The organism is Streptomyces corchorusii, from assembly GCF_001514055.1.
Classification (GTDB): domain Bacteria; phylum Actinomycetota; class Actinomycetes; order Streptomycetales; family Streptomycetaceae; genus Streptomyces; species Streptomyces olivaceoviridis.
In genome coordinates, this window is record NZ_KQ948358.1 from 54428 (window position 1) to 76950 (window position 22523).

Annotated in this window: 15 protein-coding genes and 2 pseudogenes; 4 read left to right on the forward strand and 13 right to left on the reverse strand. The window is 72.1% G+C overall.

Features of this window, described 5'->3' with window-relative positions:
- Nucleotides 1-174: 174 nt before the first annotated feature.
- From AQJ11_RS21330 to dxr, 6 genes are all read right to left on the reverse strand, one after another.
- Nucleotides 175-1881 (reverse strand): proline--tRNA ligase, encoded by a 1707-nt coding sequence (locus AQJ11_RS21330; protein WP_059264060.1) that lies wholly within the window; start codon nt 1879-1881, stop codon nt 175-177.
- Nucleotides 1882-1954: 73 nt separating this feature from the next.
- Nucleotides 1955-2485 carry a GNAT family N-acetyltransferase gene (locus AQJ11_RS21335; RefSeq protein WP_059264061.1) on the reverse strand — a complete coding sequence of 177 codons (531 nt, stop codon included), beginning with the start codon at nt 2483-2485 and terminating at the stop codon, nt 1955-1957.
- Nucleotides 2486-2505: 20 nt separating this feature from the next.
- Complete coding sequence (locus AQJ11_RS21340) at nt 2506-3354, reverse strand: GNAT family N-acetyltransferase (RefSeq protein ID WP_014675340.1); 849 nt, start codon at nt 3352-3354, stop codon at nt 2506-2508.
- 202 nt (nt 3355-3556) lie between these two features.
- A complete protein-coding gene (gene ispG, locus AQJ11_RS21345) occupies nt 3557-4714 on the reverse strand; it encodes a flavodoxin-dependent (E)-4-hydroxy-3-methylbut-2-enyl-diphosphate synthase (RefSeq protein ID WP_058082097.1) in 1158 nt (385 codons plus the stop codon).
- A 172-nt stretch (nt 4715-4886) separates the two neighbouring features.
- Nucleotides 4887-6188 carry a M50 family metallopeptidase gene (locus tag AQJ11_RS21350; protein ID WP_014675338.1) on the reverse strand — a complete coding sequence of 434 codons (1302 nt, stop codon included), beginning with the start codon at nt 6186-6188 and terminating at the stop codon, nt 4887-4889.
- Nucleotides 6185-7456 (reverse strand): 1-deoxy-D-xylulose-5-phosphate reductoisomerase, encoded by a 1272-nt coding sequence (dxr, locus tag AQJ11_RS21355; RefSeq protein ID WP_059264062.1) that lies wholly within the window; start codon nt 7454-7456, stop codon nt 6185-6187. The genes AQJ11_RS21350 and dxr overlap by 4 nt, the downstream gene beginning before the upstream one ends.
- Nucleotides 7457-7628: 172 nt before the next feature.
- Here dxr and AQJ11_RS21360 point away from each other — a divergent pair, with 172 nt between their 5' ends.
- Nucleotides 7629-8087 carry a lamin tail domain-containing protein gene (locus tag AQJ11_RS21360; protein WP_059264063.1) on the forward strand — a complete coding sequence of 153 codons (459 nt, stop codon included), beginning with the start codon at nt 7629-7631 and terminating at the stop codon, nt 8085-8087.
- On the opposite strand, the gene AQJ11_RS21365 is transcribed toward AQJ11_RS21360, so the two are convergent.
- A complete protein-coding gene (locus tag AQJ11_RS21365; RefSeq protein WP_059264064.1) occupies nt 8084-10021 on the reverse strand; it encodes an acyl-CoA dehydrogenase family protein in 1938 nt (645 codons plus the stop codon). The two genes, AQJ11_RS21360 and AQJ11_RS21365, sit on opposite strands and share 4 nt — an antisense overlap.
- A 315-nt stretch (nt 10022-10336) precedes the next feature.
- On the opposite strand from AQJ11_RS21365, the gene AQJ11_RS21370 reads away from it, so the two are divergent.
- The gene (locus AQJ11_RS21370) at nt 10337-11350 is read left to right on the forward strand and encodes a LacI family DNA-binding transcriptional regulator (RefSeq protein ID WP_059264065.1); all 1014 of its coding nucleotides are present in this window, start codon (nt 10337-10339) and stop codon (nt 11348-11350) included.
- A gap of 188 nt (nt 11351-11538) precedes the next feature.
- Here AQJ11_RS21370 and AQJ11_RS46150 read toward each other — a convergent pair.
- The 5 genes and pseudogenes from AQJ11_RS46150 to AQJ11_RS21400 form a co-directional block, all read right to left on the reverse strand.
- A pseudogene (locus AQJ11_RS46150) lies at nt 11539-11790 on the reverse strand (Beta-galactosidase C-terminal domain); the annotation flags it as partial.
- A 370-nt stretch (nt 11791-12160) separates the two neighbouring features.
- Nucleotides 12161-12460 (reverse strand): hypothetical protein, encoded by a 300-nt coding sequence (locus AQJ11_RS21385; RefSeq protein WP_059264068.1) that lies wholly within the window; start codon nt 12458-12460, stop codon nt 12161-12163.
- 151 nt (nt 12461-12611) lie between these two features.
- The gene (locus AQJ11_RS21390; RefSeq protein WP_014675331.1) at nt 12612-14057 is read right to left on the reverse strand and encodes an aldehyde dehydrogenase family protein; all 1446 of its coding nucleotides are present in this window, start codon (nt 14055-14057) and stop codon (nt 12612-12614) included.
- A 165-nt stretch (nt 14058-14222) separates the two neighbouring features.
- Complete coding sequence (locus AQJ11_RS21395; RefSeq protein ID WP_059264069.1) at nt 14223-15800, reverse strand: PucR family transcriptional regulator; 1578 nt, start codon at nt 15798-15800, stop codon at nt 14223-14225.
- Nucleotides 15801-15907: 107 nt separating this feature from the next.
- Nucleotides 15908-18070, reverse strand: coding sequence for a type IV secretory system conjugative DNA transfer family protein (locus tag AQJ11_RS21400; protein ID WP_059264070.1), 2163 nt, complete (start codon nt 18068-18070; stop codon nt 15908-15910).
- A gap of 279 nt (nt 18071-18349) precedes the next feature.
- On the opposite strand from AQJ11_RS21400, the gene gabT reads away from it, so the two are divergent.
- Both gabT and AQJ11_RS46160 read left to right on the forward strand, forming a co-directional pair.
- A complete protein-coding gene (gene gabT / locus AQJ11_RS21405; protein ID WP_059264071.1) occupies nt 18350-19684 on the forward strand; it encodes a 4-aminobutyrate--2-oxoglutarate transaminase in 1335 nt (444 codons plus the stop codon).
- A gap of 400 nt (nt 19685-20084) precedes the next feature.
- Nucleotides 20085-20720: pseudogene (locus AQJ11_RS46160) on the forward strand (phosphatase PAP2 family protein); the annotation flags it as partial.
- Here AQJ11_RS46160 and AQJ11_RS21415 read toward each other — a convergent pair.
- Nucleotides 20662-22473, reverse strand: a complete 1812-nt coding sequence (locus AQJ11_RS21415; RefSeq protein WP_059264072.1) for a chitinase — start codon at nt 22471-22473, stop codon at nt 20662-20664. The pseudogene AQJ11_RS46160 and the gene AQJ11_RS21415 sit on opposite strands and share 59 nt — an antisense overlap.
- Nucleotides 22474-22523 lie beyond the last annotated feature (50 nt).

Consider the following 22523-nt stretch of genomic DNA (forward strand, 5'->3'; position numbering starts at 1 on the left):
CCACCAGCGGGCGGCGAGCCCACCGGCACGACTAGCGGGATGGCGGGCCCGCCGGCACCGCCGGGGCAGAGGGCACGTGGGCCGTGGCGGCTGGGGTGTCTGCCCTGGTGGTCGTCATCGAACGCGCGGGATGGCCCCGGGCTGAGCCCGGGGCCATCCCGCCGCTGTCTGCCGCTACTGGGCGGTCAGGCGGGCGATCGCGTCCTCGACCGTCAGTTCCTCGCGCTCGCCGGTCTTGCGGTCCTTCAGCTCCAGGACGCCCTCGCCGGCGCGGCGGCCGGCGACCAGGATCTGCGGGACCCCGATCAGCTCCGCGTCGGTGAACTTCACGCCCGGGGAGACCCCGGCCCGGTCGTCCACCAGGACGCGGACGCCCGCGGCGGCGAGCTTCTCGGAGACGTCGAGGGCCAGCTCGGTCTGGAGCGCCTTGCCGGCGGCGACGACGTGCACGTCGGCCGGGGCGATCTCCTTGGGCCAGACCAGGCCGTGCTCGTCGGCGGTCTGCTCGGCGAGCGCGGCGACGGCGCGGGAGACACCGATGCCGTAGGAGCCCATGGTGACGCGGACCGGCTTGCCGTTCTGGCCGAGGACGTCCAGCTTGAGGGCATCGGTGTACTTGCGGCCCAGCTGGAAGATGTGGCCGATCTCGATGGCGCGGTCCAGCTTCAGGCCGGTGCCGCACTTGGGGCAGGGGTCGCCCTCCTGGACCACCACGACGTCCACGTACGCGTCGACCTCGAAGTCCCGGCCGGCGACGACGTTCTTGGCGTGCGTGTGCTCCTTGTTGGCGCCGGTGATCCAGGCGGTGCCGGGGGCCACGCGCGGGTCGGCGATGTAGGTGACCTTCTCGCCCAGGCCCTGGGGGCCGACGTAGCCACGGACCAGGTCGTCGCGCTCGGCGAAGTCCGCCTCGGTGACCATCTCGACGGTGGCCGGGGCGAAGTGCGCCTCGACCTTGCCCAGGTCCACCTCGCGGTCCCCGGGCACGCCGACGGCGACGATCTCGCCGTCCACCTTGACCAGCAGGTTCTTCAGCGTGGCGGAGGCCGGGACGCCGAGCGAGGCGGCCAGCGTCTCGATGGTCGGGGTGTCGGGGGTCGGGATGTCCTCGGCGGCGGGCACGCCGGAGGCGTCCACCGGCTTCAGCGCGTACGTGATCGCCTCCGTGTTGGCGGCGAAGTCGCAGTTCGGGCAGTCGGCGAAGGTGTCCTCGCCGGCCTCGGCCGGGGCGAGGAACTCCTCGGACTTGGAGCCGCCCATGGCGCCGGCGGTGGCCGCGACGATGCGGTAGTCGAGGCCGAGGCGCGCGAAGACGCGCCGGTAGGCCTCGCGGTGCAGGGCGTAGGACCGGCCGAGGCCCTCGTCGTCCAGGTCGAAGGAGTACGAGTCCTTCATCAGGAACTCGCGGCCGCGCAGGATGCCGGCGCGGGGCCGGGCCTCGTCACGGAACTTGGTCTGGATCTGGTAGAGGGTCACCGGCAGGTCCTTGTAGGACGTGCACTGGTCCTTGACCAGGAGGGTGAAGATCTCCTCGTGGGTGGGGCCGAGGAGGTAGTCGCCGCCCTTGCGGTCCTTGAGCCGGAACAGCTCCTGACCGTACTCGTCCCAGCGGCCGGTGGCCTCGTAGGGCTCACGCGGCAGCAGCGCGGGCAGCATGACCTCCTGGGCGCCGATGGCGTCCATCTCCTCGCGGACGACGCGCTCGACGTTGGCGAGCACCTTCTTGCCGAGGGGCAGCCAGCTCCAGATGCCGGCGGCCGTGCGGCGGACGTAGCCGGCGCGGACGAGGAGCTTGTGGCTGAGGACCTCGGCGTCCGCCGGGTCGTCGCGCAGCGTCTTCGCCATCAACTGGGACATGCGCTGGACCGGTGCGTTGGCCATGGTTCTCGTACTCCTGCCGGGAAAGGGTGATGGCATGGAGGTTAGCCGGGCCGCCTGTGCCGGTGGAAATCGGTTATCGCCGGCGCAGCGGCAGGGGGGCGCCCATCACGGCGTACGGCCTCGGTGCGCTCGGGAAGTGGACCCGGCGGGCGAGGTCGACGTAGCCGAGGGAGTGGTAGAGGCCGCGGGCGGGGCTGTCGGTGTCGATCGCGGAGAGGATCGAGCGGGGTTCGTCGGCGGTGTCGGTGATGATGGTGATCAGACGCCGGCCGATGCCGCGGTTCTGGTGGTCGGGGTGGACGTGCAGTTCGGTGATGACGAAGGAGTCGTCCAGCCAGAAGTCGTTGCCGCCCGCGCGCAGATAGGGCTCGACGACGGTGGACCACCAGTGGGTTCGGCTGTTGGGCATGCCGTAGACGAAACCGACGAGCCGCCCCCGGACGGTGGCGCCGTAGGCGCGCGCGCCGCGGTACTGCATGTGCCGCTGGACGATCTGGCGGCGTACGGCGACTTCGTCCGGGCCGAGTCCGAAGGCGACGGCTTGGACGGCCAGGGCCTCGTCCACGTGGGCGGTGAGGTCCAGGGAGCCGATCACGAGGTCCATGCCGGGAGCGTACAGGGCGGTCAGAAGAGCACGCTCATGAAGGCTCCCACCTCGTGGAAGCCCACCCTGCGGTACGTCCTGCGCGCCGCGGTGTTGAAGTCGTTCACGTACAGGCTGACCACGGGGGCCACATCGGCCAGGGCGTAGCGCAGTACGGCCGCCATGCCGGGGGCCGCCAGGCCCCTGCCCCGGTATTCGGGGGCCACCCAGACGCCCTGGATCTGGCAGGCATGGGGGGTGGCCGCGCCGATCTCCGCCTTGAACACGACCCGGCCCTGGTCGTCGACGCGGGCGAAGGAGCGGCCGGAGCCGACGAGTTCGGCGACCCGGGCCTGGTAGAGCAGGCCGCCGTCGCCGGCGAGGGGCGAGACGCCGACCTCCTCGGTGAACATCGCCACGCACGCCGGCATGATCGTCTCCATCTCGTCCTTGCGGACGCGGCGGACGTAGGGGTCCGGGGTGATGTCGGCCGGCATGCGGTCGGTGACCATCAGCGGCTGGTGGGCGCGGACCTCGCGGGCCGGGCCCCAGTGCGGCTCCAGCAGCCGCCACAGCGCGGCGGTGGCCTCGGCGGGGCCGACGATGGAGGAGCAGCGCCGGCCGGCCCGCCGGGCGCGGTCGGCGAAGGCGCGGACGGCGCGGGGGGTGGCGCAGACCGGGACGAGGTTGGCGCCCGCGTAGCACAGGGACGTGAGCATGCCGTCCTCGTACCAGCCCCACATCTCGCCGCCGAGCCGCCAGGGGTCGAGGCCGGCGACCTGGACCCGCGAGGTCACGAAGGCGTTCGCGACCGGCTCGCGGTCGAGGACGGCGAGCGCGGCGTCCAGGTCGCCCGGTTCGAGCACTCGTGAGGTGGTCTGCGTCAACACGTGCGGGGCCTCGCGCTGGGGGTCTGCTGATCTCCGCACTATAGCCGCGCTGCTTCGTCGTGCGCCTGCCAGCCCGGGTGACTTGGGAGCGCCGACGGGTGCGGGCCGGTCGATGGCCGGCCTCGCCCACGCGGCGGAGCCGCACGTCGAGCACGGCCCCGCGCCCCTGGCGGGGCGCTGCCTCCGACCGGCACCGGGAGAGTCAGCCCGCCACCGACACCGACGGTTCGCCGGAGGCCACGCCCTCGGCCTCCATCTGCTCCGCCAGCTTCATGGCCTCCTCGATGAGGGTCTCCACGATCTTGGACTCGGGGACGGTCTTGATGACCTCGCCCTTGACGAAGATCTGGCCCTTGCCGTTGCCGGAGGCGACGCCGAGGTCGGCCTCGCGGGCCTCGCCGGGGCCGTTGACGACGCAGCCCATGACGGCGACGCGGAGCGGGACCTCCATGCCGGTCAGGCCGGCGGTGACCTCTTCGGCGAGCTTGTAGACGTCGACCTGGGCGCGACCGCAGGACGGGCAGGAGACGATCTCCAGGCCGCGCTGGCGCAGGCCGAGCGACTGGAGGATCTGGAGGCCGACCTTGACCTCCTCGACCGGCGGGGCCGAGAGGGAGACCCGGATCGTGTCGCCGATGCCCTGGGAGAGCAGGGCGCCGAAGGCGACGGCCGACTTGATCGTGCCCTGGAACGCGGGGCCGGCCTCGGTGACGCCGAGGTGGAGGGGGTAGTCGCACTGTTCGGCGAGCTGCCGGTAGGCCTCGATCATCACGACCGGGTCGTTGTGCTTGACGGAGATCTTGATGTCGCGGAAGTCGTGCTCCTCGAAGAGGGACGCCTCCCACAGCGCCGACTCGACCAGGGCCTCCGGGGTCGCCTTGCCGTACTTCTGGAGCAGGCGCTTGTCCAGGGAGCCGGCGTTGACGCCGATGCGGATCGGGGTGCCGTGGTCCTTGGCGGCCTTGGCGATCTCCTTGACCTTGTCGTCGAACTGCTTGATGTTGCCGGGGTTGACGCGGACGGCGGCGCAGCCGGCCTCGATGGCGGCGAAGACGTACTTCGGCTGGAAGTGGATGTCCGCGATCACCGGGATCTGGGACTTCTTCGCGATGGTGGCGAGGGCGTCGGCGTCGTCCTGGGTGGGGCAGGCCACACGGACGATCTGGCAGCCGGAGGCGGTCAGCTCGGCGATCTGCTGGAGGGTGGCGCCGATGTCGGACGTGCGGGTCGTGGTCATCGACTGGACCGAGACCGGCGCGTCTCCGCCGACCGCCACGCTTCCGACCTGGATCTGCCGGCTCTTCCGGCGCTCGGCGAGCTTGGTCGGAACGGACGGCATGCCGAGAGAAATCGCAGTCATCTGCTGTGCAACCCCAAGTCGTGGATCAAGGTCCGGTCCCGTGCAACGGCGGGCTCCCAGGCTTTGAGATTACGGCACCGGGCGCCGCGTCAGCACATCCCCACCCGTAAACCCACCCGATGGAATGCGGCCCGGAACCCTAGGGGTCCGGGCCGCGGTGAACGACGGGTGGCTAGGAGATTTTCACCGGGTTCACCACGTCGGCGATCAGCACCAGGACGGTGAAGCAGACGAAGATCCCGGCCACCACGTACGCCACCGGCATCAGCTTGGCGACGTCGAACGGTCCGGGGTCGGGCCGGCGCAGCACGCGGGCCAGGTTCCGCCGCAGCGACTCCCACAGGGCGCCCGCGATGTGCCCGCCGTCGAGCGGGAGCAGCGGGAGCATGTTGAACAGGAACAGGGAGAGGTTGAAGCCGGCCAGCACGAACACGAACATGGCCAGCTGCTGTGAGGCGGGGATGTCCAGGGTGGCGATCTCGCCGGTGACCCGGGCGGCGCCGACGATGCCCATCGGGGAGTCCGGCTCGCGCGGGCCGTCGCCGAAGGCCGCGTCCCACAGGGCCGGGATCTTGCCGGGCAGGGCGACGAGGGAGTCGACGGCGTCGCCGACCCGGTCGGTCATCCAGGTCACGGACTCGCCGAAGTCCTGTTTGACGACGCCGGTGGCGGGGCTGAAGCCGAGGAAGCCGGCCTTGACGTAGCCGTCGACGTAGTTGCCGCCGGCGTCCTTCTTGGCGACCTGGTTCGTGGCGATCCTGGCGTGCAGGGTCACCGCCCGGCCGTCGCGGTCGACGACGAAGGCGACGTTCTTCCCGGCGCTGTCCCGGATGAGGTCCGACAGCGTGTTCCAGTCCTTGGTCGGCTTGCCGTCGAAGGAGACGATCTTGTCACCCGCCTTCATGCCGGCCTGCGCGGCCGGGGACGACGGGTCGGACTTCTTGCAGCTGTCGCGGTGCTGGCTCTGCGCGATGACGCAGGGCGAGACGGATTCCACGACGGTGGTTTCCTTCTGGATGCCGAAGCCCATCAGCACGGTGAGGAAGAGGGCGACCGCGAGCACCAGGTTCATGAAGGGGCCCGCGAACATGACGATGACCCGCTTCCACGGCTTGCGCGTGTAGAACATGCGCGTCTCGTCGCCCGGCTGGAGCTCCTCGAAGGCCGCCGAGCGGGCGTCCTCGATCATGCCGCGCCACGGGGAGGTGGAGCGGGCGGAGACCCGGCCCTGGTCGTCCGGCGGGAACATGCCGATCATGCGGATGTAGCCGCCGAGCGGGACCGCCTTGATGCCGTACTCCGTCTCGCCCTTCCTGCGTGACCAGATGGTCGGGCCGAAGCCGACCATGTACTGCGGCACGCGGATGCCGAAGAGCTTGGCCGTGGACAGGTGCCCCAGCTCGTGCCAGGCGATCGAGACGAGCAGGCCGACCGCGAAGACCACTATGCCGAGGATGAACATCAAGGTCGTCATGCACGCGCCTCCGCGGTCGCCGTCGTGGCTGTGAGTTCGCGGGCCCGGGCTCTTGCCCAGGTCTCCGCTTCGAGGACGTCCGACACCGTGAGTGAGGTTCCCGTGACCGGGGTGCCGTGCTCCTCCACCACCCGGGTGACGGTATCCATGATCCCGTTGAAGGGCAGCGCGCCGCTCAGGAAGGCCGCGACGCACTCCTCGTTGGCGGCATTGAACACCGCCGGGGCCGTGCCCGCGAGCCGCCCCACGTGCCGGGCGAGGTCCACCGAGGGAAAGGCCTCGTCGTCCAGCGGGAAGAACTCCCAGGTGGAGGCCTTGCTCCAGTCGAACGCGGGGGCCGCGTCCGGGACACGTTCGGGCCAGCCCAGTCCGATGGCGATGGGCCCGCGCATGTCGGGGGGCGTCGCCTGGGCGATCGTGGATCCGTCGGTGAACTCGACCATCGAGTGGACATACGACTGCGGGTGCACGACCACCTCAATGCGGTCGAAGGGAATGTCGTAGAGGAGGTGGGCCTCGATGACCTCCAGTCCCTTGTTGACCAGGGTCGCGGAGTTGACCGTGATGACCGGGCCCATCGCCCACGTGGGGTGGGCGAGGGCGTCCGCGACGGTGACGTGCGCCAGTTCGTCCCTGGTCCGGCCGCGGAAGGGGCCGCCGGAGGCGGTGACGACGAGCTTGCGGACGTCGGCCCTGGTACCGGCGGCGAGCGCCTGGAAGAGGGCCGCGTGCTCGGAGTCCACCGGAATGATCTGCCCCGGCTTCGCGAGCGCGGTGACCAGCGGGCCGCCGACGATCAGCGACTCCTTGTTGGCGAGCGCGAGGGTGCGGCCCGCCTCCAGGGCGGCGAGGGTCGGGGCGAGGCCGATGGAGCCGGTGATGCCGTTGAGCACGGTGTGGCACGCGGAGGCGGCGACCTGGGTGGCCGCGTGGGGTCCGGCGAGGATCTCGGGCAGCGGCTCGGCGCCGCCGTACTCGGCGGCGAGCGCCTCGCGCAGCGCGGGGACGACGTCCTCGCGGGCGACCGCCACGGTCCGCACCCGCAGCCGGTGCGCCTGCTCGGCGAGGAGGGCCACCCGGCCGCCGTTCGCGGACAGGGCGGTGACCCGGAAGCGGTCGGGGTTGCGCAGCACGAGGTCGATGGCCTGGGTGCCGATGGATCCGGTGGAGCCGAGGATCACCACGTCCTTGGGGCCGTCCCCGGGGGCGGGGTCGTAGACGAGGTGCGGGTCGGCGAGGGGGGCCGGACGGGCGGGACTGTCGGTCATCCCCCCATTGTGGCGGCACGAGGTGACGGCCCGGACAGCGCGTCCCTCGCGCGGGTGCGTTCAGCGGAATGGTGAACACGCCGTGAAGATCATGTGATAACACTTCAGTCCGGGCCGGTCGCCGTGCGGACCGGCCACGACTTCGCGGACGACATCCTGGGGGGATCTCTCCATGCGTACTGTGCGCATACGCGCCGCCCTGCCCGCCCTCGCCGGCGCGGCCCTGCTCACCGGCACCCTGCTCAGCACCCCGGCCGAGGCCGCCGGGGGCGTGAGGATCCACCACGTGTGGTTCGACAGCCCCGGCACGGACAACCGCTCGAACAAGAGCCTGAACGCCGAATGGGTGCAGCTGAAGAACACCAGCGGCTCGGCGGTCTCGCTCAAGGGGTGGGTGCTGAAGGACGCCTCCAACCACAAGTACGTCTTCGGCAACGTCAAGATCGGCGCCGGGAAGTACCTGAAGGTGCACACCGGCAGCGGCTCGGACACCGCGTCGGACAAGTACCAGGACCGCCGTGCCTACGTCTGGAACAACGACAAGGACACGGCGACGCTGACCAAGGCGAGCGGCAGCAAGGTCGACACCTGCTCCTGGACGACGCGGGACCCGAGCGACACGTACTGCTAACTCCCGAAGGGACGGCGGGCGTTCTCGCGGGCGGGGGGTCCGGGGGTCGCGTCGGCGATCCACGGCCCTTCCCCCGACGGGTCGAGGATGCCCTCCTCCAGCCAGGTGTAGGCCCCGCCGAGGACGTGCTTGACCACCTTGCGGTCCAGGTCGTCGGTGTTGGTCCACAGCCGGGCGAAGAGTTCGTCCACCCGGATGCGGGCCTGGCGGCAGAAGGCGTCGGCGAGCTGGTACGCCTCGCGGCCGTGCTCGCCCTCGCGCCACAGCCGCTCGGCGCGGACGCAGGCCGCGCTCATCGCGAACAGTTCGGCGCCGATGTCCACGATCCGGCCGAGGAAGCCCTGCTTGGTCTCCATCCGGCCCTGCCAGCGGGACATGGCGTAGAAGGTGGAGCGGGCGAGCTTGCGAGCGGTGCGCTCGACGTGGCGCAGGTGCCCGGAGAGGTCGATGCCGTGCTTGAACTCGCCGTACGCCGTCGGCAGTTGACCCGGTCCGGCGACCAGCTTCGGCAGCCACTTGGCGTAGAAGACGCCCGCGTTCGCGCCCGCCTTCGCCTTGGCGGACAGCGGTTTGTCGGGGTCGATGAGGTCGCCGGCGACCGAGAGGTGGGCGTCGACGGCCTCCCGCGCGATCAGCAGGTGCATGATCTCCGTGGAGCCCTCGAAGATGCGGTTGATGCGCAGGTCGCGCAGGATCTGCTCGGCCGGGACCGCCCGCTCGCCGCGCGCCCGCAGCGACTCGGCCGTCTCGTAGCCGCGCCCGCCCCGGATCTGGACCAGTTCGTCGGCCATCTTCCAGGCCATCTCGGAGCCGTAGAGCTTGGCGAGGGCAGCCTCGATGCGGATGTCGTTGCGGTCCTCGTCGGCCATCTGCGAGGACAGGTCGAGCACGGCTTCGAGGGCGAAGGTGGTGGCCGCGATGAAGCTGATCTTGGCGCCGACCGCCTCGTGCAGCGCGACCGGCTTGCCCCACTGCTCGCGCTCGGCCGCCCACTCGCGGGCGATCTTCAGGCACCACTTGCCCGCTCCGGCGCACATCGCGGGCAGCGACAGCCGGCCGGTGTTGAGGGTGGTGAGCGCGATCTTCAGTCCGGCGCCCTCGGGGCCGATGCGGTTGGCCGCCGGGACCCGGACCCGGTGGAAGCGGGTGACGCCGTTCTCGATGCCGCGCAGCCCCATGAAGGCGTTGCGGTTCTCGACGGTGACGCCCTCGGCGGCCGCCTCCACGACGAACGCGGTGATGCCGCCCTGGTGCCCCTCGGACTTCGGCACGCGCGCCATGACGACGAGCAGGTCGGCGACCACCCCGTTGGTGGTCCACAGTTTCACCCCGTCGAGCACGTAGTCGTCGCCGTCGGGTACGGCGGTGGTGGCCAGGCGGGCCGGGTCGGAGCCGACGTCCGGCTCGGTGAGCAGGAACGCGGAGATGTCGGTGCGGGCGCAGCGGGGCAGGAAGGCGTCCTTCTGCTCCTGGGTGCCGAACAGCTTCAGCGGCTGCGGTACGCCGATCGACTGGTGCGCGGAGAGCAGCGCGCCGACGGCGGGGCTGACGGAGCCGACCAGGGCGAGCGCCTTGTTGTAGTACAGCTGGGTGAGGCCGAGACCGCCGTACCGGGGGTCGATCTTCATGCCGAGGGCGCCGAGTTCCTTCAGGCCCGCCACGACCTCGTCGGGGATGCGGGCCTCGCGCTCGATCCGGGCGGGGTCGATCGCCGTCTCGCAGAACGCGCGCAGCTCGGCCAGGAACTCCTCGCCGCGCCGCACGGACTCCTCGTCGGGCAGCGGGTGGGGGTGGATGAGGTCGAGCCGGAAGCGCCCGAGGAACAGCTCCTTGGCGAAGCTGGGCTTGTGCCAGTCCTGCTGCCGGGCGGCCTCCGCCACCTGGCGGGCCTCGCGCTCGGTGACGGTGGTGCGTGGGGTGGTGGTGGCGGACATGCAGGCTCACCTCGCCGCAAAGGGGGACGAATGGGACCGTTCGTTACCGACCAGTGCTACTGGATCGTTGGTACCCGAAACGGGCCGACCCCACCACCCCTCGCGCGCGAACGGTGGACATGCCCGCCGGAGCGCCGGGGCGGGGGTGATGTACTGCGGTCGGCGGGGCGTTCCGCATGCCCCCGAGACAGGCTGTCGAAGCGCTTCGACGCCTATGGACACTCCGGCTCGCCTGGAGCTAGTGTCAGTGTCATCCTCACCCCCCTTGTCGGTTATGCGCAGTGTCGAAGCGCTTCACAACTCTTGGAGAGCTGGATGGTCACCCTCGCCGAGGTCGCTCAGCACGCCGGGGTCTCGGCGAGCACGGTGAGCTATGTCCTCAGCGGCAAGCGGTCCATCTCCGCGACCACCCGGCAGCGGGTCGAGCAGAGCATCCGGGAGCTGGGCTACCACCCGAACGCGGGTGCCCGCGCCCTGGCCGGCAAACGGTCCAACATCATCGCGCTGATGGTCCCCCTGCGCACCGACATGTACGTGCCGGTGATGATGGAGATCGCCATCGCGGTGGCCACCACCGCCCGGACGCACGGCTACGACGTCCTGCTGCTCACCGGCGAGGAGGGACCCGACGCGGTGCGCCGGGTCACCGGCAGCGGTCTCGCCGACGCGATGATCCTGATGGACGTCGAGCTGGAGGACGAGCGGCTGCCGCTGCTGCGGGGAACCGACCAGCCCTCGGTCCTCATCGGTCTGCCCGCCGACACCACCGGGCTGACCTGCGTGGACCTGGACTGGAGCGCGACCGGCGCGCTGTGCGTGGAGCATCTGGCGGGGCTCGGGCACCGCGACATCGCCGTCATAGGCGAGGCCCCGGCGGTCTACGAGCGGCACACCGGCTTCGCCGAGCGCACCCTGGACGGTCTGCGCTCCCGCGCCCGGGAGACGGGCGTACGGGTGCTGCACCGGCCGTGCGAGGGCGGGTACGACGCCCTGGCCCTCACCCTGGCCCGGATCTTCGACGAGCGGCCGGGGACGACCGGGTTCGTGGTGCAGAACGAGTCGGCGGTGGAACCCCTGCTCGCGCTGCTGCGCCAGCAGGGCCGGGCCGTGCCCGAGGACGTGTCCGTGGTCGCGATCTGCCCGGACCAGGTCGCCGTCCAGGCCTCGGTACGGCTGACCTCGGTCGCCATCCCCGCCCAGGAGATGGGCCGGCAGGCCGTGGAACACCTGGTGGCCAAGCTGGACGGGCGGGGCGGCGACGAGGTCGCGCTGCTCACGCCCGAGCTGACGGTACGGGCGAGTTCGGGACCGGCACCGACCGCGCCCTGACCACCCGCCGGGCCCGCCCCGTACACCTCCGCCGGATCCCCTGCCCGCCCGCTCTGCCCGCTGCTCCGACAGGGGCGCTGGGGTGGAGCGGTTGAGAGAATGCCGTGGTGGCCGTTGTCGCTCAGGAAGGTGTCCTCCCGGCGGGCGGCCGGGGCCGGCTCGACAGGTGCCGTGGACCGGCGTGCGGCTCATGATCGCAGCACCGCCACGCCGTAGCGGCCGAGGGTGACCGCGTCCGTGACGTCCGTACCGCCGGGCAGGTCGCGATGGGTCCCGGGGACCTGGACGGTGACCGGCTCCCACCCGTGGTTCAGCAGGAACAGCAGCTCGCCCCGGCGCACCGCCTCCACGGCCGGCGGGAGCCCGTCCAGCTCGCCGCCCCGGTACGGCACGGTCTCGGCGGCCCCGGGCTCCGGTTCGATCTCCTCCGACCAGAGCGTCCGTCCACGTCGAGGGCCGGCCACCGGCCCCCGCGCGGTGCTCGAACGGGGCCTGGCCGGCGCCGACTTCGACGAGCAGTCCGGTGTCGCGATCGTGGACCGGACGAGGACGGCGGGCGACGCGGTGGCCCCGGCTCACGACGGCACGGACGAACTGGTCTACCGCGCCTGCGACTTCGGCGCGGGTGGTGGGCGAGGGCACCTTGGAACTCGCCCTGGACGGCGGCCCGGTGCTGGCGGCGCTCGGCCCGCGTACACGGACCTGACCGCCGGGCTGGTCGCCGTCGCCCGGCGGGGGCCCGGCGCCGGAAGGCGGCGGCGCCGGAACCCTCCGGGACGGCGGGGGTGCGGGGGACGTGCCCTGTCACCGCTAGCGGACCACGATGATCACGGCGCCTCCATTGCCGAACCGGTGATCGAAGCCGTGGTCGAAGTGATGACCGAAGCCGTGGTCGAAGCGGTGGTCGAAGCGATGACCGAAGCCGTGGTCGGAGTGATGGTCGAAGCAGCTCCAGCCGCCCTGACCCCAGCACCAGTCGTCGGTGACCCGGGTGGGCACGGCAGGGGCTGCCGCCGAAGCCGTGCCCGCTGCACCGATCGCGGCGCCGCCGGCCATCACCAGGCCGGCCGCGGACGCCGCGAAGAGGCGCCTCGCGCGTGATGCTCGCATGATGGCCCTCCTTCTTCCCTCAGGGTGCGGTCCTACTTCCTGTACGTCCGCGGAGCCCTTCCGGATTGCCTCGGCGAGCGGAAACGGCGAACGGCCGCAGCCCCCGCACAGCGGGCTGCGGCCGTTCTGTTCCCGACCTGTCCGTGGCAGGTCAGAGCGCGAGACCGGTGAGGACCAGCACGCGCTCGTAGGTGTAGTCCTCCATCGCGAACCGCACGCCTTCGCGGCCCACACCGGACTGCTTGACGCCGCCGTACGGCATCTGGTCGGCGCGGTAGGACGGCACGTCGCCGATCACCACACCGCCGACCTCCAGGGCCCGGTGGGCACGGAAGGCGACCTGGAGGTCGTGGGTGAACACGCCTGCCTGGAGGCCGTACTTGGAGTCGTTGACCGCGGCGAACGCCTCGGCCTCGCCGTCGACCTTCTGCACGGTGAGGACGGGCCCGAAGACCTCCTCGCAGGAGAGGGTCGCCCCGGCCGGTACGTCGGTGAGCACGGTCGGCGCGTAGGAGGCGCCGTCGCGGTCACCGCCGGTGAGCAGGGTGGCGCCGGCCTCAACCGCCTCCTTGACCCAGGACTCGACGCGCTTGGCGGCGTCCTCGCTGACCAGCGGGCCGACGTCGGTCTTCGGGTCGGACGGGTCACCGGTGACCTGGGCCTCGACGGCGGCGACGATCCGCGGCACCAGCCGGTCGTACACGGAGGCGTCGGCGATCACGCGCTGCACCGAGATGCAGGACTGGCCGCCCTGGTAGTTGGAGAAGGTCGCGATGCGGGTCGCGGCCCAGTCCAGGTCGGCGTCGGAGGCGTAGTCGCCGAGGACGACCGCGGCTCCGTTGCCGCCCAGCTCCAGCGTGCAGTGCTTGCGCGGCACCGAGTCCATGATCGCGTAACCGACCTTCTCGGAACCGGTGAAGGAGATGACCGGCAGGCGCTCGTCCTGGACCAGGGCGGGCATCTTGTCGTTCGGCACCGGCAGGATGCTCCACGACCCGGCCGGCAGGTCGGTCTCGGCGAGCAGGTCACCGATGATCAGGCCGGACAGCGGGGTGGCCGGGGCCGGCTTCAGGATGATCGGGGCGCCGGCTGCGATGGCCGGGGCGACCTTGTGGGCGCACAGGTTCAGCGGGAAGTTGAACGGCGCGATGCCGAGCACGACACCCTTCGGGAAGCGGCGGGTGAGCGCGAGCCGGCCCTGGCCGCCGGCGTCGGTGTCGAGCCGCTGGGCCTCGCCGCCGTTGAACCGCCGGGCCTCCTCGGCCGCGAACCGGAACACGGAGACGGCACGGCCGACCTCGCCCCGGGCCCACTTGATCGGCTTGCCGTTCTCGGCGGAGATCAGCTGGGCGATCTCCTCGGTGCGCTCGGCCAGCCGCTTGCTGACGTGGTCGAGAGCGGCGGCGCGGACGTGCGCCGGGGTGGCGGCGAAGTCCTCGCGGACGGCGTACGCGGCGGCCACGGCCTCCTCGACCTGGGCGTCGGTCGGCACGCTGACCTTGCCGACGAGCCGGCCGTCCCACGGGGAGGTGACGTCGAAGGTGTCCTCGCCGGTGGCCTGGCGGCCGGCGAGCCAGAAGGCATGGGTGGAAGTCATGTACGAGTCCCGGCCCTTCCGCGTTGGAGGTGTGTCGCTTGGCTTGCGTGGTCCACGGTAGGGCGGGGGCGGCCGGGGGGCGTTTGTCCGAGTCGTAGCAGTGGACGGACCAGGCACTACTGATTGGACTACTCGGCGCCCCGCACCATCCCGCACCGCTCCGCACTACTCCGTGGACGTCGCCTTCAGGGCGAGCCACAGCTCCATCCGCACGTCCGGATCGTCCAGGCTGCGCCCCAGGATCTCCTCGACCCGGCGCATCCGGTACCGCAGGGTGTGCCGGTGCACCCCCAGGTCGGCCGCCGCCGCGTCCCACTGCCCGTGCCGCGACAACCACGCCCGCAGCGAGGCGACCAGGTCGCCCCGGCCGGTGGCGTCGTGCTCGTGGAGCGCCCGCAGCAACCCGTCGGCGAACGCCTTCACCGCGTCGTCGGCCAGCAGCGGGAGGACCGACCCGGCGGCCAGCCGCTCGTGCTCCACGAACACCCGCCCCCGCCGCCGCGCCACCGACAGCGCCTGCTCGGCCTGCTTGTACGCCGCCGCCGCCGCGATCGGCCCGGCGGGCGCGGACAGGCCGACGACCAGCGCGTCCTCCTCCGTCCGCCCCTGCTCGGCCGCCGCCCGGTCGGCCTCCCGCGCCGCGGCGTGATCGACACAGGCGGCCACCGCCGCGCCCCCGTCGGCGGCCAGCACCACCAGCCGCTCCCCCTCGGGCACGACCAGTACGGCCTCCCCGGCCCGCGCCGCCGCGCTCTCCACGGTCTCCGCGAGCCCGCCCAGCGGTTCGCCCGCCGGGCCGGATGCGGACTCGGCGACGATCATCCGGAACGGGGCGTCCAGCAGCTCGCCGTACAGGTCACCGGCGACGGCCCGCGCGTGGTCGGGCTCGCCCGCGAGGAGCATGCGCAGCACCGCCGCGCCGACGCGCTGCTCGGCGGCGTGCAGGGAGCGGGAGCGTTCGGTGGTGAGGGTGAGCAGGGCGATGGCCGAGTGGACGGCGTACCGTTCGGCGGTGCCGAGCGCGGCGGCCGTGCCCACGGCGAGCGCGGCGCGCGGGCGGCGGCCGGTGCCGAGGCTATGCAGCTCCACCCGGTCCTCGTGCTCGGGTCCGCCGACGACGGAGGACGCGGGCGCGGGCCGCTCCCGCAGCCGTTCCACCTCGCTGGTGAGCCGGGCGGCGCGGCGGCCGGCCCAGTCGGGCGAGGCGGCGACGACGGAGCCCGAGGCGTCGTACAGCGCGGCCCAGCCGTCGACCTGGGCGGCGAGTGCGGTGAGCACCCCTTCCGGGCCGGCGTTCAGTGCCTGTCTGGTCAGCTCGCGCTGGGCGGCGAAGCCCGCGGTGACGGCTCGATACTGGTCGGCGGCGATGGCGGCGGAGACGGCCTTGCTGATCGCGAGGAAGGGGGTGCGGCGGGGGACCTCCAGCAGCGGCAGCCCTTCCCGCGCACAGGCGTCGACGAGCGCGTCGGGGATCTCCTCGTAGTTGACCCCGACGGCGAACCCCAGCCCGACCACCCCCGCGCCGACGAGCCGCCGCACATACCGCCGCATGGCCTCCGGATCCTCCGCGTCCAGCTTGAGCGCGGTGATCAGCAGCAGCTCGCCGCCCTCCATGTAGGGGACGGGGTCGGCCAGCTCGCTGACGTGCGCCCAGCGCACGGGCACGTCCAGACGGTCCTCGCGCGCGCGCACGGTCAGCTTGAGCGCGGAGTGGTGGACGAGCGAGGCGAGAGTCGGGGGCATGGGGCCTTCACGGTGAGGGAGATCCGTCGATCCCGGTGATCTTTTGGCCGCCGTGTATGAACGACCCACCCCGATTCTGCCTCACCGTACGATCCCGCGCTGGCCCCTCACCCCCGCAGATCCACCAGCAACGGCGGCGCGTGGTCGCCCTCCACGGTGGTCAACGACAACACGGCATGCCCCGGCGGCACCCCATGAGCCAACTCGGAAGCCGACCACCGCTCCCGCTCGACCTGACGCACGGTGACGGCACGGGCGGTGGGCGCCTGGCCGGTGATGACCCGGCGCAGCATGTGCACCGCCTTGCCGGCCGGGGTCTCGGCGATGATCTGCCGGTCGGTGACGTCCCGGGTCTCGGTCCACTCCTTGCCCCACACCTCGGCGAAGTCCTGACCGTCCCAGGGGGTGAGCCCGGACAGCGCCATCCGGCAGCCCGCGGCGCCCAGCAGCGGGCCGCGCAGCGGCCGGGGTACGTCGTCCAGGGTGCGCAGCGTGAGCACCGTGCCGGCGTTGGCGCTGCGCAGCCGCTGGATGCCGCGTACGGCCTCCGGGGTGACGACCCCGGTGGCGTCGTCGAGCAGCAGGCAGGCGAAGAGCGACCGGTCCTCCCGCACCGTCACGGAGGCCGTGAACTGGGCGAGCACCAGCCGGGCCAGGATCCGGGAGGCGTCGGCGTGACCGCGCTGGGGCAGGTCGATGCGGACCCGGACCGGGTGGTCGAGCGCCTTCAGGGAGAACGGCCGGCTCTGTCCGGAGGTGTCGAAGAAGGCGGCGAAGGCGGGCCGGTCGAGCAGGGCGATCCGGTCGGCGAGGACCGTGCCGACATCGCCCGGGTGGGCCATCTGCCGCTCCCGGGCGTCGAGTTCCCTGAGCAGGGACGCGTGCCCGGTGTCGGTCAGGCCCTTGCGCAGCGCGGCCAGCGGGCCGGGGGCGCCGTCGAGCAGTTGCCGCAGCTCCGGTACGGAGGGGAAGCGGTCGTGGACGGCGCGGAACGGGCCGAGCAACTGGGCGAGGACCGTGGTGGAGCGGCGGCTGTCGCTGCCGGGGTGCGGGTCCGCGAGGTCGCCGACAAGGGCCTCGGCGAGTATGGCGGCGGCCTCGTCGGGGTCGGTGGTGCCGCCGTAGAGGTCGAGGTCGTACACGGAATCGGGGTGGCCGACGCGGACGACGACGTCGTAGGCCTCGGCCGGGCCGAGCCCGGCGCCCGCGGCGCCGACCACCACGACCGACGCGCGGCCGGCCAGGGCGTGCAGGCAAAGGGACTCGGCGAGCGGTCGCACCACGGCACCGGTCTTCCCGGAGCCGGCCGGGCCGACGGCGAGCAGGGAGGTGCCGAGCAGGTCGGGGCCGAGGGCGAGGCCGGCGCCGCGGTAGTGGTAGGGGTTGCGGGGGTCGTCGGCGGTGGTGCCGAGCCGGACCTGTCCGGTGAGCAGGTCGTGGCGGGCGTGCCGGGCGGGCAGGTCGCGCTCTCCGGAGGGGTGCGGGCAGGCGGCGGCGCCGTCCTTCAGCACGGCGCCGGTGAAGGTGGCCAGGCTGTGCCGGCCGGACCGCACGCCCTGCCAGGCCCTGCTGATCCGCGCGTGGTCCACGTCCCGCATGAGCCCGGCCTTCGCCTCGCCGGCAAGCCGCTCAGCAGCCTCATAGGCCCCGGCCTGCCGCAGCTGCGGCCATTCGGCGGGGTCTTGTTCGGGGGTGGGTGGTGTGTCGGCGGTGGGGACGGTACCGCGACCCGCCGGCACGGCCGAGCGCAGTGCGGGCACCAGAGCGCGCAGGAGGGGGGCGCCGTAGCGGCGCCAGAGCTCACCCCAGTGGCCGATCTTTCCGAACAACGCGAAGATCGCACCGAACACCAGCCACGTGTACAGCCACGATGCGGCCCCGCCCACTTGGCCGGCTTCGCCCTTCACCCAGGAATCCGGCGCGAGCACGTACCACGGCCATTGCCAGAAGCCGCCGAGATAGCCGTTCCACAGCAGAGAACACAGCAGCCATCCGCACAGAAGGGCGATCACGGCCCCACCGAGCAATTGCCGCGTGGGTGTCTCCTTCGGTTCGACCTCCGGCCGGGGCTGATAGCGGAATCGCCAGATTCCAGGTGCCGCCTGCGGCCGGGGGGCGCGCAGCCACGTCAGGAAGGCCGACCCGTCGGGCATCGGCGGCACCCCGGGCGGCATGGGCGGCGGTCCCCCCAGCCCCTCCGGCGCCGCCATGGGCCGCGGTAGTGGGTTGGCGTGCGTGCCGCGTGTGTCGCGCGTCGCGTCGCTGTCCATCGACCTTGCCCCCTGACCAGCCGTTCCGTCCGTCGTCAGCGAGTCAATCTAACGCGCCCGCAGGGGGAGTTCACCGCTTACGTGGCCGTAAGGAGCCGTACCCGCACGGCCGGGCTATGTCCACGGCGGACAACGGGGCTCGCCGACAACGCCCACATGGAGCATGCCCACCCTCCGGAACCGGTCTTAGCCTGCGAGAAAAGAAGGTATGCGTCCGAAAACGCACCGCCCGGAACCGCCCGGGACCGCCCGGTACGCAAGATCATCAGGGAGCCCCCCATGACCGCACTTCCGCAGGAGCGCCGCGTCGTCACCGCCATCCCCGGTCCGAAGTCGCAGGAGTTGCAGGCCCGCCGTACCGCCGCGGTCGCCCAGGGCGTGGGCTCCGTACTGCCCGTGTTCACCGCGCGCGCGGGCGGCGGGATCATCGAGGACGTCGACGGCAACCGGCTGATCGACTTCGGCTCCGGCATCGCCGTGACGAGCGTCGGCGCCTCCGCCGAGGCCGTGGTGCGCCGCGCGAGCGCCCAGCTCGCCGACTTCACCCACACCTGTTTCATGGTCACCCCGTACGAGGGCTACGTGGAGGTCGCGGAGGCGCTCGCCGAGCTGACCCCGGGTGACCACGCCAAGAAGTCCGCGCTGTTCAACTCCGGCGCCGAGGCCGTCGAGAACGCCGTCAAGATCGCGCGTGCCTACACCAAGCGGCAGGCCGTGGTGGTGTTCGACCACGGGTACCACGGGCGGACCAACCTCACCATGGCGCTGACGGCGAAGAACATGCCGTACAAGCACGGGTTCGGGCCGTTCGCGCCCGAGGTGTACCGGGTGCCCGTCGCGTACGCGTACCGCTGGCCGACCGGCCCGGACAACGCCGGCCCGGAGGCCGCCGCGCAGGCCATCGACCAGATCACCAAGCAGGTCGGCCCGGACAACGTCGCCGCGATCATCATCGAGCCGGTCCTCGGCGAGGGCGGCTTCATCGAGCCCGCCAAGGGCTTCCTGCCGGCGATCCGCCAGTTCGCCGCCGACAACGGCATCGTCTTCGTCGCCGACGAGATCCAGTCCGGTTTCTGCCGGACCGGGCAGTGGTTCGCGTGCGAGGACGAGGGGATCGTGCCCGACCTGATCACGACCGCCAAGGGCATCGCCGGCGGTCTGCCGCTCGCCGCCGTGACCGGGCGCGCCGAGATCATGGACGCCGCGCACGCCGGCGGGCTCGGTGGTACGTACGGCGGCAACCCGGTCGCGTGCGCCGGTGCGCTCGGCGCCATCGAGACGATGAAGGAGCTGGACCTCAACGGCAGGGCCAAGCGCATCGAGGAGATCATGAAGGGTCGCCTCACCGCCATGGCCGAGAAGTTCGACGTCATCGGTGACGTGCGCGGTCGTGGTGCCATGATCGCGATCGAGCTGGTCAAGGACCGCGCCACCAAGGAGCCGAACCCGGAGGCCACCGCCGCGCTCGCCAAGGCCTGCCACGCCGAGGGCCTGCTGGTCCTGACCTGCGGCACCTACGGCAACGTGCTCCGCTTCCTGCCGCCGCTGGTCATCGGCGAGGACCTGCTGAACGAGGGCCTCGACATCATCGAGCAGGCGTTCGCCCGCATCTGAGCCGCGCAGCCGGACCGCGCATCTGAGCGGAGGGTCCGCACCCCTGGAAGTGCCTGCGGCAGGCCGTGTGAAGAAGGTGTGCGAGGTGGATGACGGGAGCGGATTCCGTCTGCCAAACCGCCGCCGCCTGCCGTAGGTTCTCCTCAGATGAGAGATACACCCGCCCACAGGGGACTGCGGGCGGACACCGGGCCGGGGCCTCCCCAGCTTCGACCTGGTCGTGCCCTCGCGCACACAACCGGTGCCTGACGGCTCCGGGATCTCCTCACCGATCGGACGGTCGCCGCCCCAAACCCCCCGGGGCGCGCGACGTTCCGGTCCGGACGGCCGCCTCGGAACCACCCCCCCTGTTCCGGGGCGGCCGACCTCCTTCCCCGCGACCGTCTGCCAAGCTGGGCCCATGCTGCTCCTGGTCCTCCCGGCGGTCGTTCTCGCCCTCGTCACCTGGCAGGTCGCCGACGACGGGCCGCTGCTCCGGCTCGACGCGGACGTCAGCCGGGCCCTCGTCCACCCGGACCGGTCCTCCCAGCTGCTCTCCGACCTCGGCAACGTCCAGGTCGCCCTCCCCGTGCTCGCCGTGGCCCTCGGGTACGCGGCCTGGCGGGGCCGGGCCGCCGGTGCCGGGCGCTGGTGGCTGCCGCCGCTCGCCGCGGGCCTGCTGATGGCGCTGGTCCCGGCGGTCGTCGTCCCGCTGAAGGAGTGGACGGCCCGGCCGGGGACACCGGTGGTGCCCCCGGGGACGGGCTACTTCCCGTCCGGTCACACGGCGACGGCCGCGGTCGCGTACGGTTCCGCGACCCTGCTCCTCCTGCCCTGGCTCCGCTCCCCCGCCGCCCGCCGCGTCCTGGTCACCGGGTGCGCGGCCCTCGTCCTCGGGGTGTCGTACGGCCTGGTCCGCCACGGCTGGCACTGGCCGCTGGACGTGGTGGCCAGCTGGTGCCTGAGCACGGTGCTGCTGGCCACCCTGTCCCGCGTGCTCAGCCGAAGTACGCGTCGAAGTTCTTCTGGAACTCCCAGTTCGCGAAGCGGTCCCAGTTCACCGACCACGTCATCAGACCCCGCAGCGCGGGCCAGGTCCCGTGGGTGGCGTACGAGCCGCAGTTCGTCCGCTTCGTCAGGCAGTCCAGGGTCTTGGTGACCTCGGACGGGGAGACGTAGCCGTTGCCCGCGTTGGTCGACGCGGGCATGCCGATCGCGACCTGGTCGGGGCGCAGCGGCGGGAAGACGTTGTTCGGGTCGCCGGCGACCGGGAAGCCGGTGAGGAGCATGTCGGTCATGGCGATGTGGAAGTCGGCGCCGCCCATGGAGTGGTACTGGTTGTCCAGGCCCATGATCGGACCGGAGTTGTAGTCCTGGACGTGCAGCAGGGTCAGGTCGTCGCGCAGGGCGTGGATGACCGGGAGGTAGGCGCCGCAGCGCGGGTCCTGGCCGCCCCACTTGCCGGTGCCGTAGTACTGGTAGCCGTTCTGCACGAAGAAGGTCTCCGGGGCCATGGTGAGGACGAACTTCGCGCCGTACCTGGCCTTCAGGGTCTTCAGCGCCGAGATGAGGTTCACGATCACGGGGGTGGTCGGGTTCTTGAAGTCCGTGTCGTCGGCGTTCAGGGACAGCGAGTGGCCCTCGAAGTCGATGTCCAGGCCGTCGAGGCCGTAGGTGTCGATGATCTTCGAGACGGAGGAGACGAAGGTGTCGCGGGCCGCGGTCGTGGTGAGCTGGACCTGGCCGTTCTGGCCGCCGATCGAGATCAGGACCTTCTTGCCGGCGGCCTGCTTGGCCTTGACGGCCGCCTTGAAGTCGGCGTCGCTCTCCACGTTCGGGCACTCGGTGACCGGGCAGCGGTTGAAGCGGATGTCCCCGGAGGTGACCGAGGTGGGCTCGCCGAAGGCCAGGTCGATGACGTCCCAGCTGTCGGGGACGTCGGCGAGGCGGGTGTAGCCGGCGCCGTTGGCGAAGCTGGCGTGCAGGTAGCCGACGAGGGCGTGGGCGGGCAGGTCGGTCGAGCCGCCGCCACCGCCGCCGGCGCTGGTCGTCGCGGTCACGACCGCGGATCTCGCGGACTCGCCGGCGTCGTTCACGGCGGTGACCTGGAAGCTGTACGCCGTCGAGGCCGCGAGGCCGGAGACGGTGGCCGAGGTGCCGGTCACGGTCTGGACCTTGGTGCCGTCGCGGTAGACCGCGTAGCCGGTCGCGCCGGTCACCGCGGACCAGGACAGACCGACGGAGGACGAGGTCACGGTGGTGGTCCGCAGGCCGGCCGGGGCGGCGGGCGGCTGTGTGGTGCCGCTGCCGCCGGGGCCGACGAGGGTGAGGTCGTCGGCCTGGTAGGCGCCGGTGCCGTACCAGCCGTGGGTGTAGATGGTGACCTTGGTGGTGGCCGCCCCGGTACGGAAGGTGGTGCTCAGCTTCTGCCAGTCGGGGGCGGACTGGGTCCAGGCGGAGACGTCGGTGGTGCCGGTGCCGCTCGCGCCGAGGTAGACGTAGGAGCCGCGGACGTAACCGGACAGGGTGTACTGCGCGTTCGGCTGGACGGTCACCGTCTGGGAGCACTGGGCGTTGTCGCTGCCGGCCGGGGTGGCCTGGAGCGCCGAACTCCCGCTGTGCACGGGGGAGGTGACGGTGGTGCCGGCGGTGCAGGTCCAGCCGGTGAGGCCGGACTCGAAGCCGCCGTTGACCGCGACGTCCGCGTCGGCCGCGCGGGCGGCCGACGAGAGCGCGGTGATGCCGGGCACGGCCAGCAGTGCGGCCGTGAGCGCGGCGAGGAGGGATCTGGGGCGTCTGGCGCGGTCCACGAGGGCCTCCGGGTGCCGGGAGTGGGAGGGGCGGAGCGCACACAACTTGG

Excerpts from the sequence above, each read along its gene's own strand:
- AQJ11_RS21330 (WP_059264060.1), bottom strand. The coding sequence starts at position 1,881 with ATGGCCAACGCACCGGTCCAGCGCATGTCCCAGTTGATGGCGAAGACG.
- AQJ11_RS21335 (WP_059264061.1), bottom strand. The coding sequence starts at position 2,485 with ATGGACCTCGTGATCGGCTCCCTGGACCTCACCGCCCACGTGGACGAG.
- ispG (WP_058082097.1), bottom strand. The coding sequence starts at position 4,714 with ATGACTGCGATTTCTCTCGGCATGCCGTCCGTTCCGACCAAGCTCGCC.
- AQJ11_RS21350 (WP_014675338.1), bottom strand. The coding sequence starts at position 6,188 with ATGACGACCTTGATGTTCATCCTCGGCATAGTGGTCTTCGCGGTCGGC.
- dxr (WP_059264062.1), bottom strand. The coding sequence starts at position 7,456 with ATGACCGACAGTCCCGCCCGTCCGGCCCCCCTCGCCGACCCGCACCTC.
- AQJ11_RS21360 (WP_059264063.1), top strand. The coding sequence starts at position 7,629 with ATGCGTACTGTGCGCATACGCGCCGCCCTGCCCGCCCTCGCCGGCGCG.
- AQJ11_RS21365 (WP_059264064.1), bottom strand. The coding sequence starts at position 10,021 with ATGTCCGCCACCACCACCCCACGCACCACCGTCACCGAGCGCGAGGCC.
- AQJ11_RS21370 (WP_059264065.1), top strand. The coding sequence starts at position 10,337 with ATGGTCACCCTCGCCGAGGTCGCTCAGCACGCCGGGGTCTCGGCGAGC.
- AQJ11_RS21385 (WP_059264068.1), bottom strand. The coding sequence starts at position 12,460 with ATGCGAGCATCACGCGCGAGGCGCCTCTTCGCGGCGTCCGCGGCCGGC.
- AQJ11_RS21390 (WP_014675331.1), bottom strand. The coding sequence starts at position 14,057 with ATGACTTCCACCCATGCCTTCTGGCTCGCCGGCCGCCAGGCCACCGGC.
- AQJ11_RS21395 (WP_059264069.1), bottom strand. The coding sequence starts at position 15,800 with ATGCCCCCGACTCTCGCCTCGCTCGTCCACCACTCCGCGCTCAAGCTG.
- AQJ11_RS21400 (WP_059264070.1), bottom strand. The coding sequence starts at position 18,070 with ATGGACAGCGACGCGACGCGCGACACACGCGGCACGCACGCCAACCCA.
- gabT (WP_059264071.1), top strand. The coding sequence starts at position 18,350 with ATGACCGCACTTCCGCAGGAGCGCCGCGTCGTCACCGCCATCCCCGGT.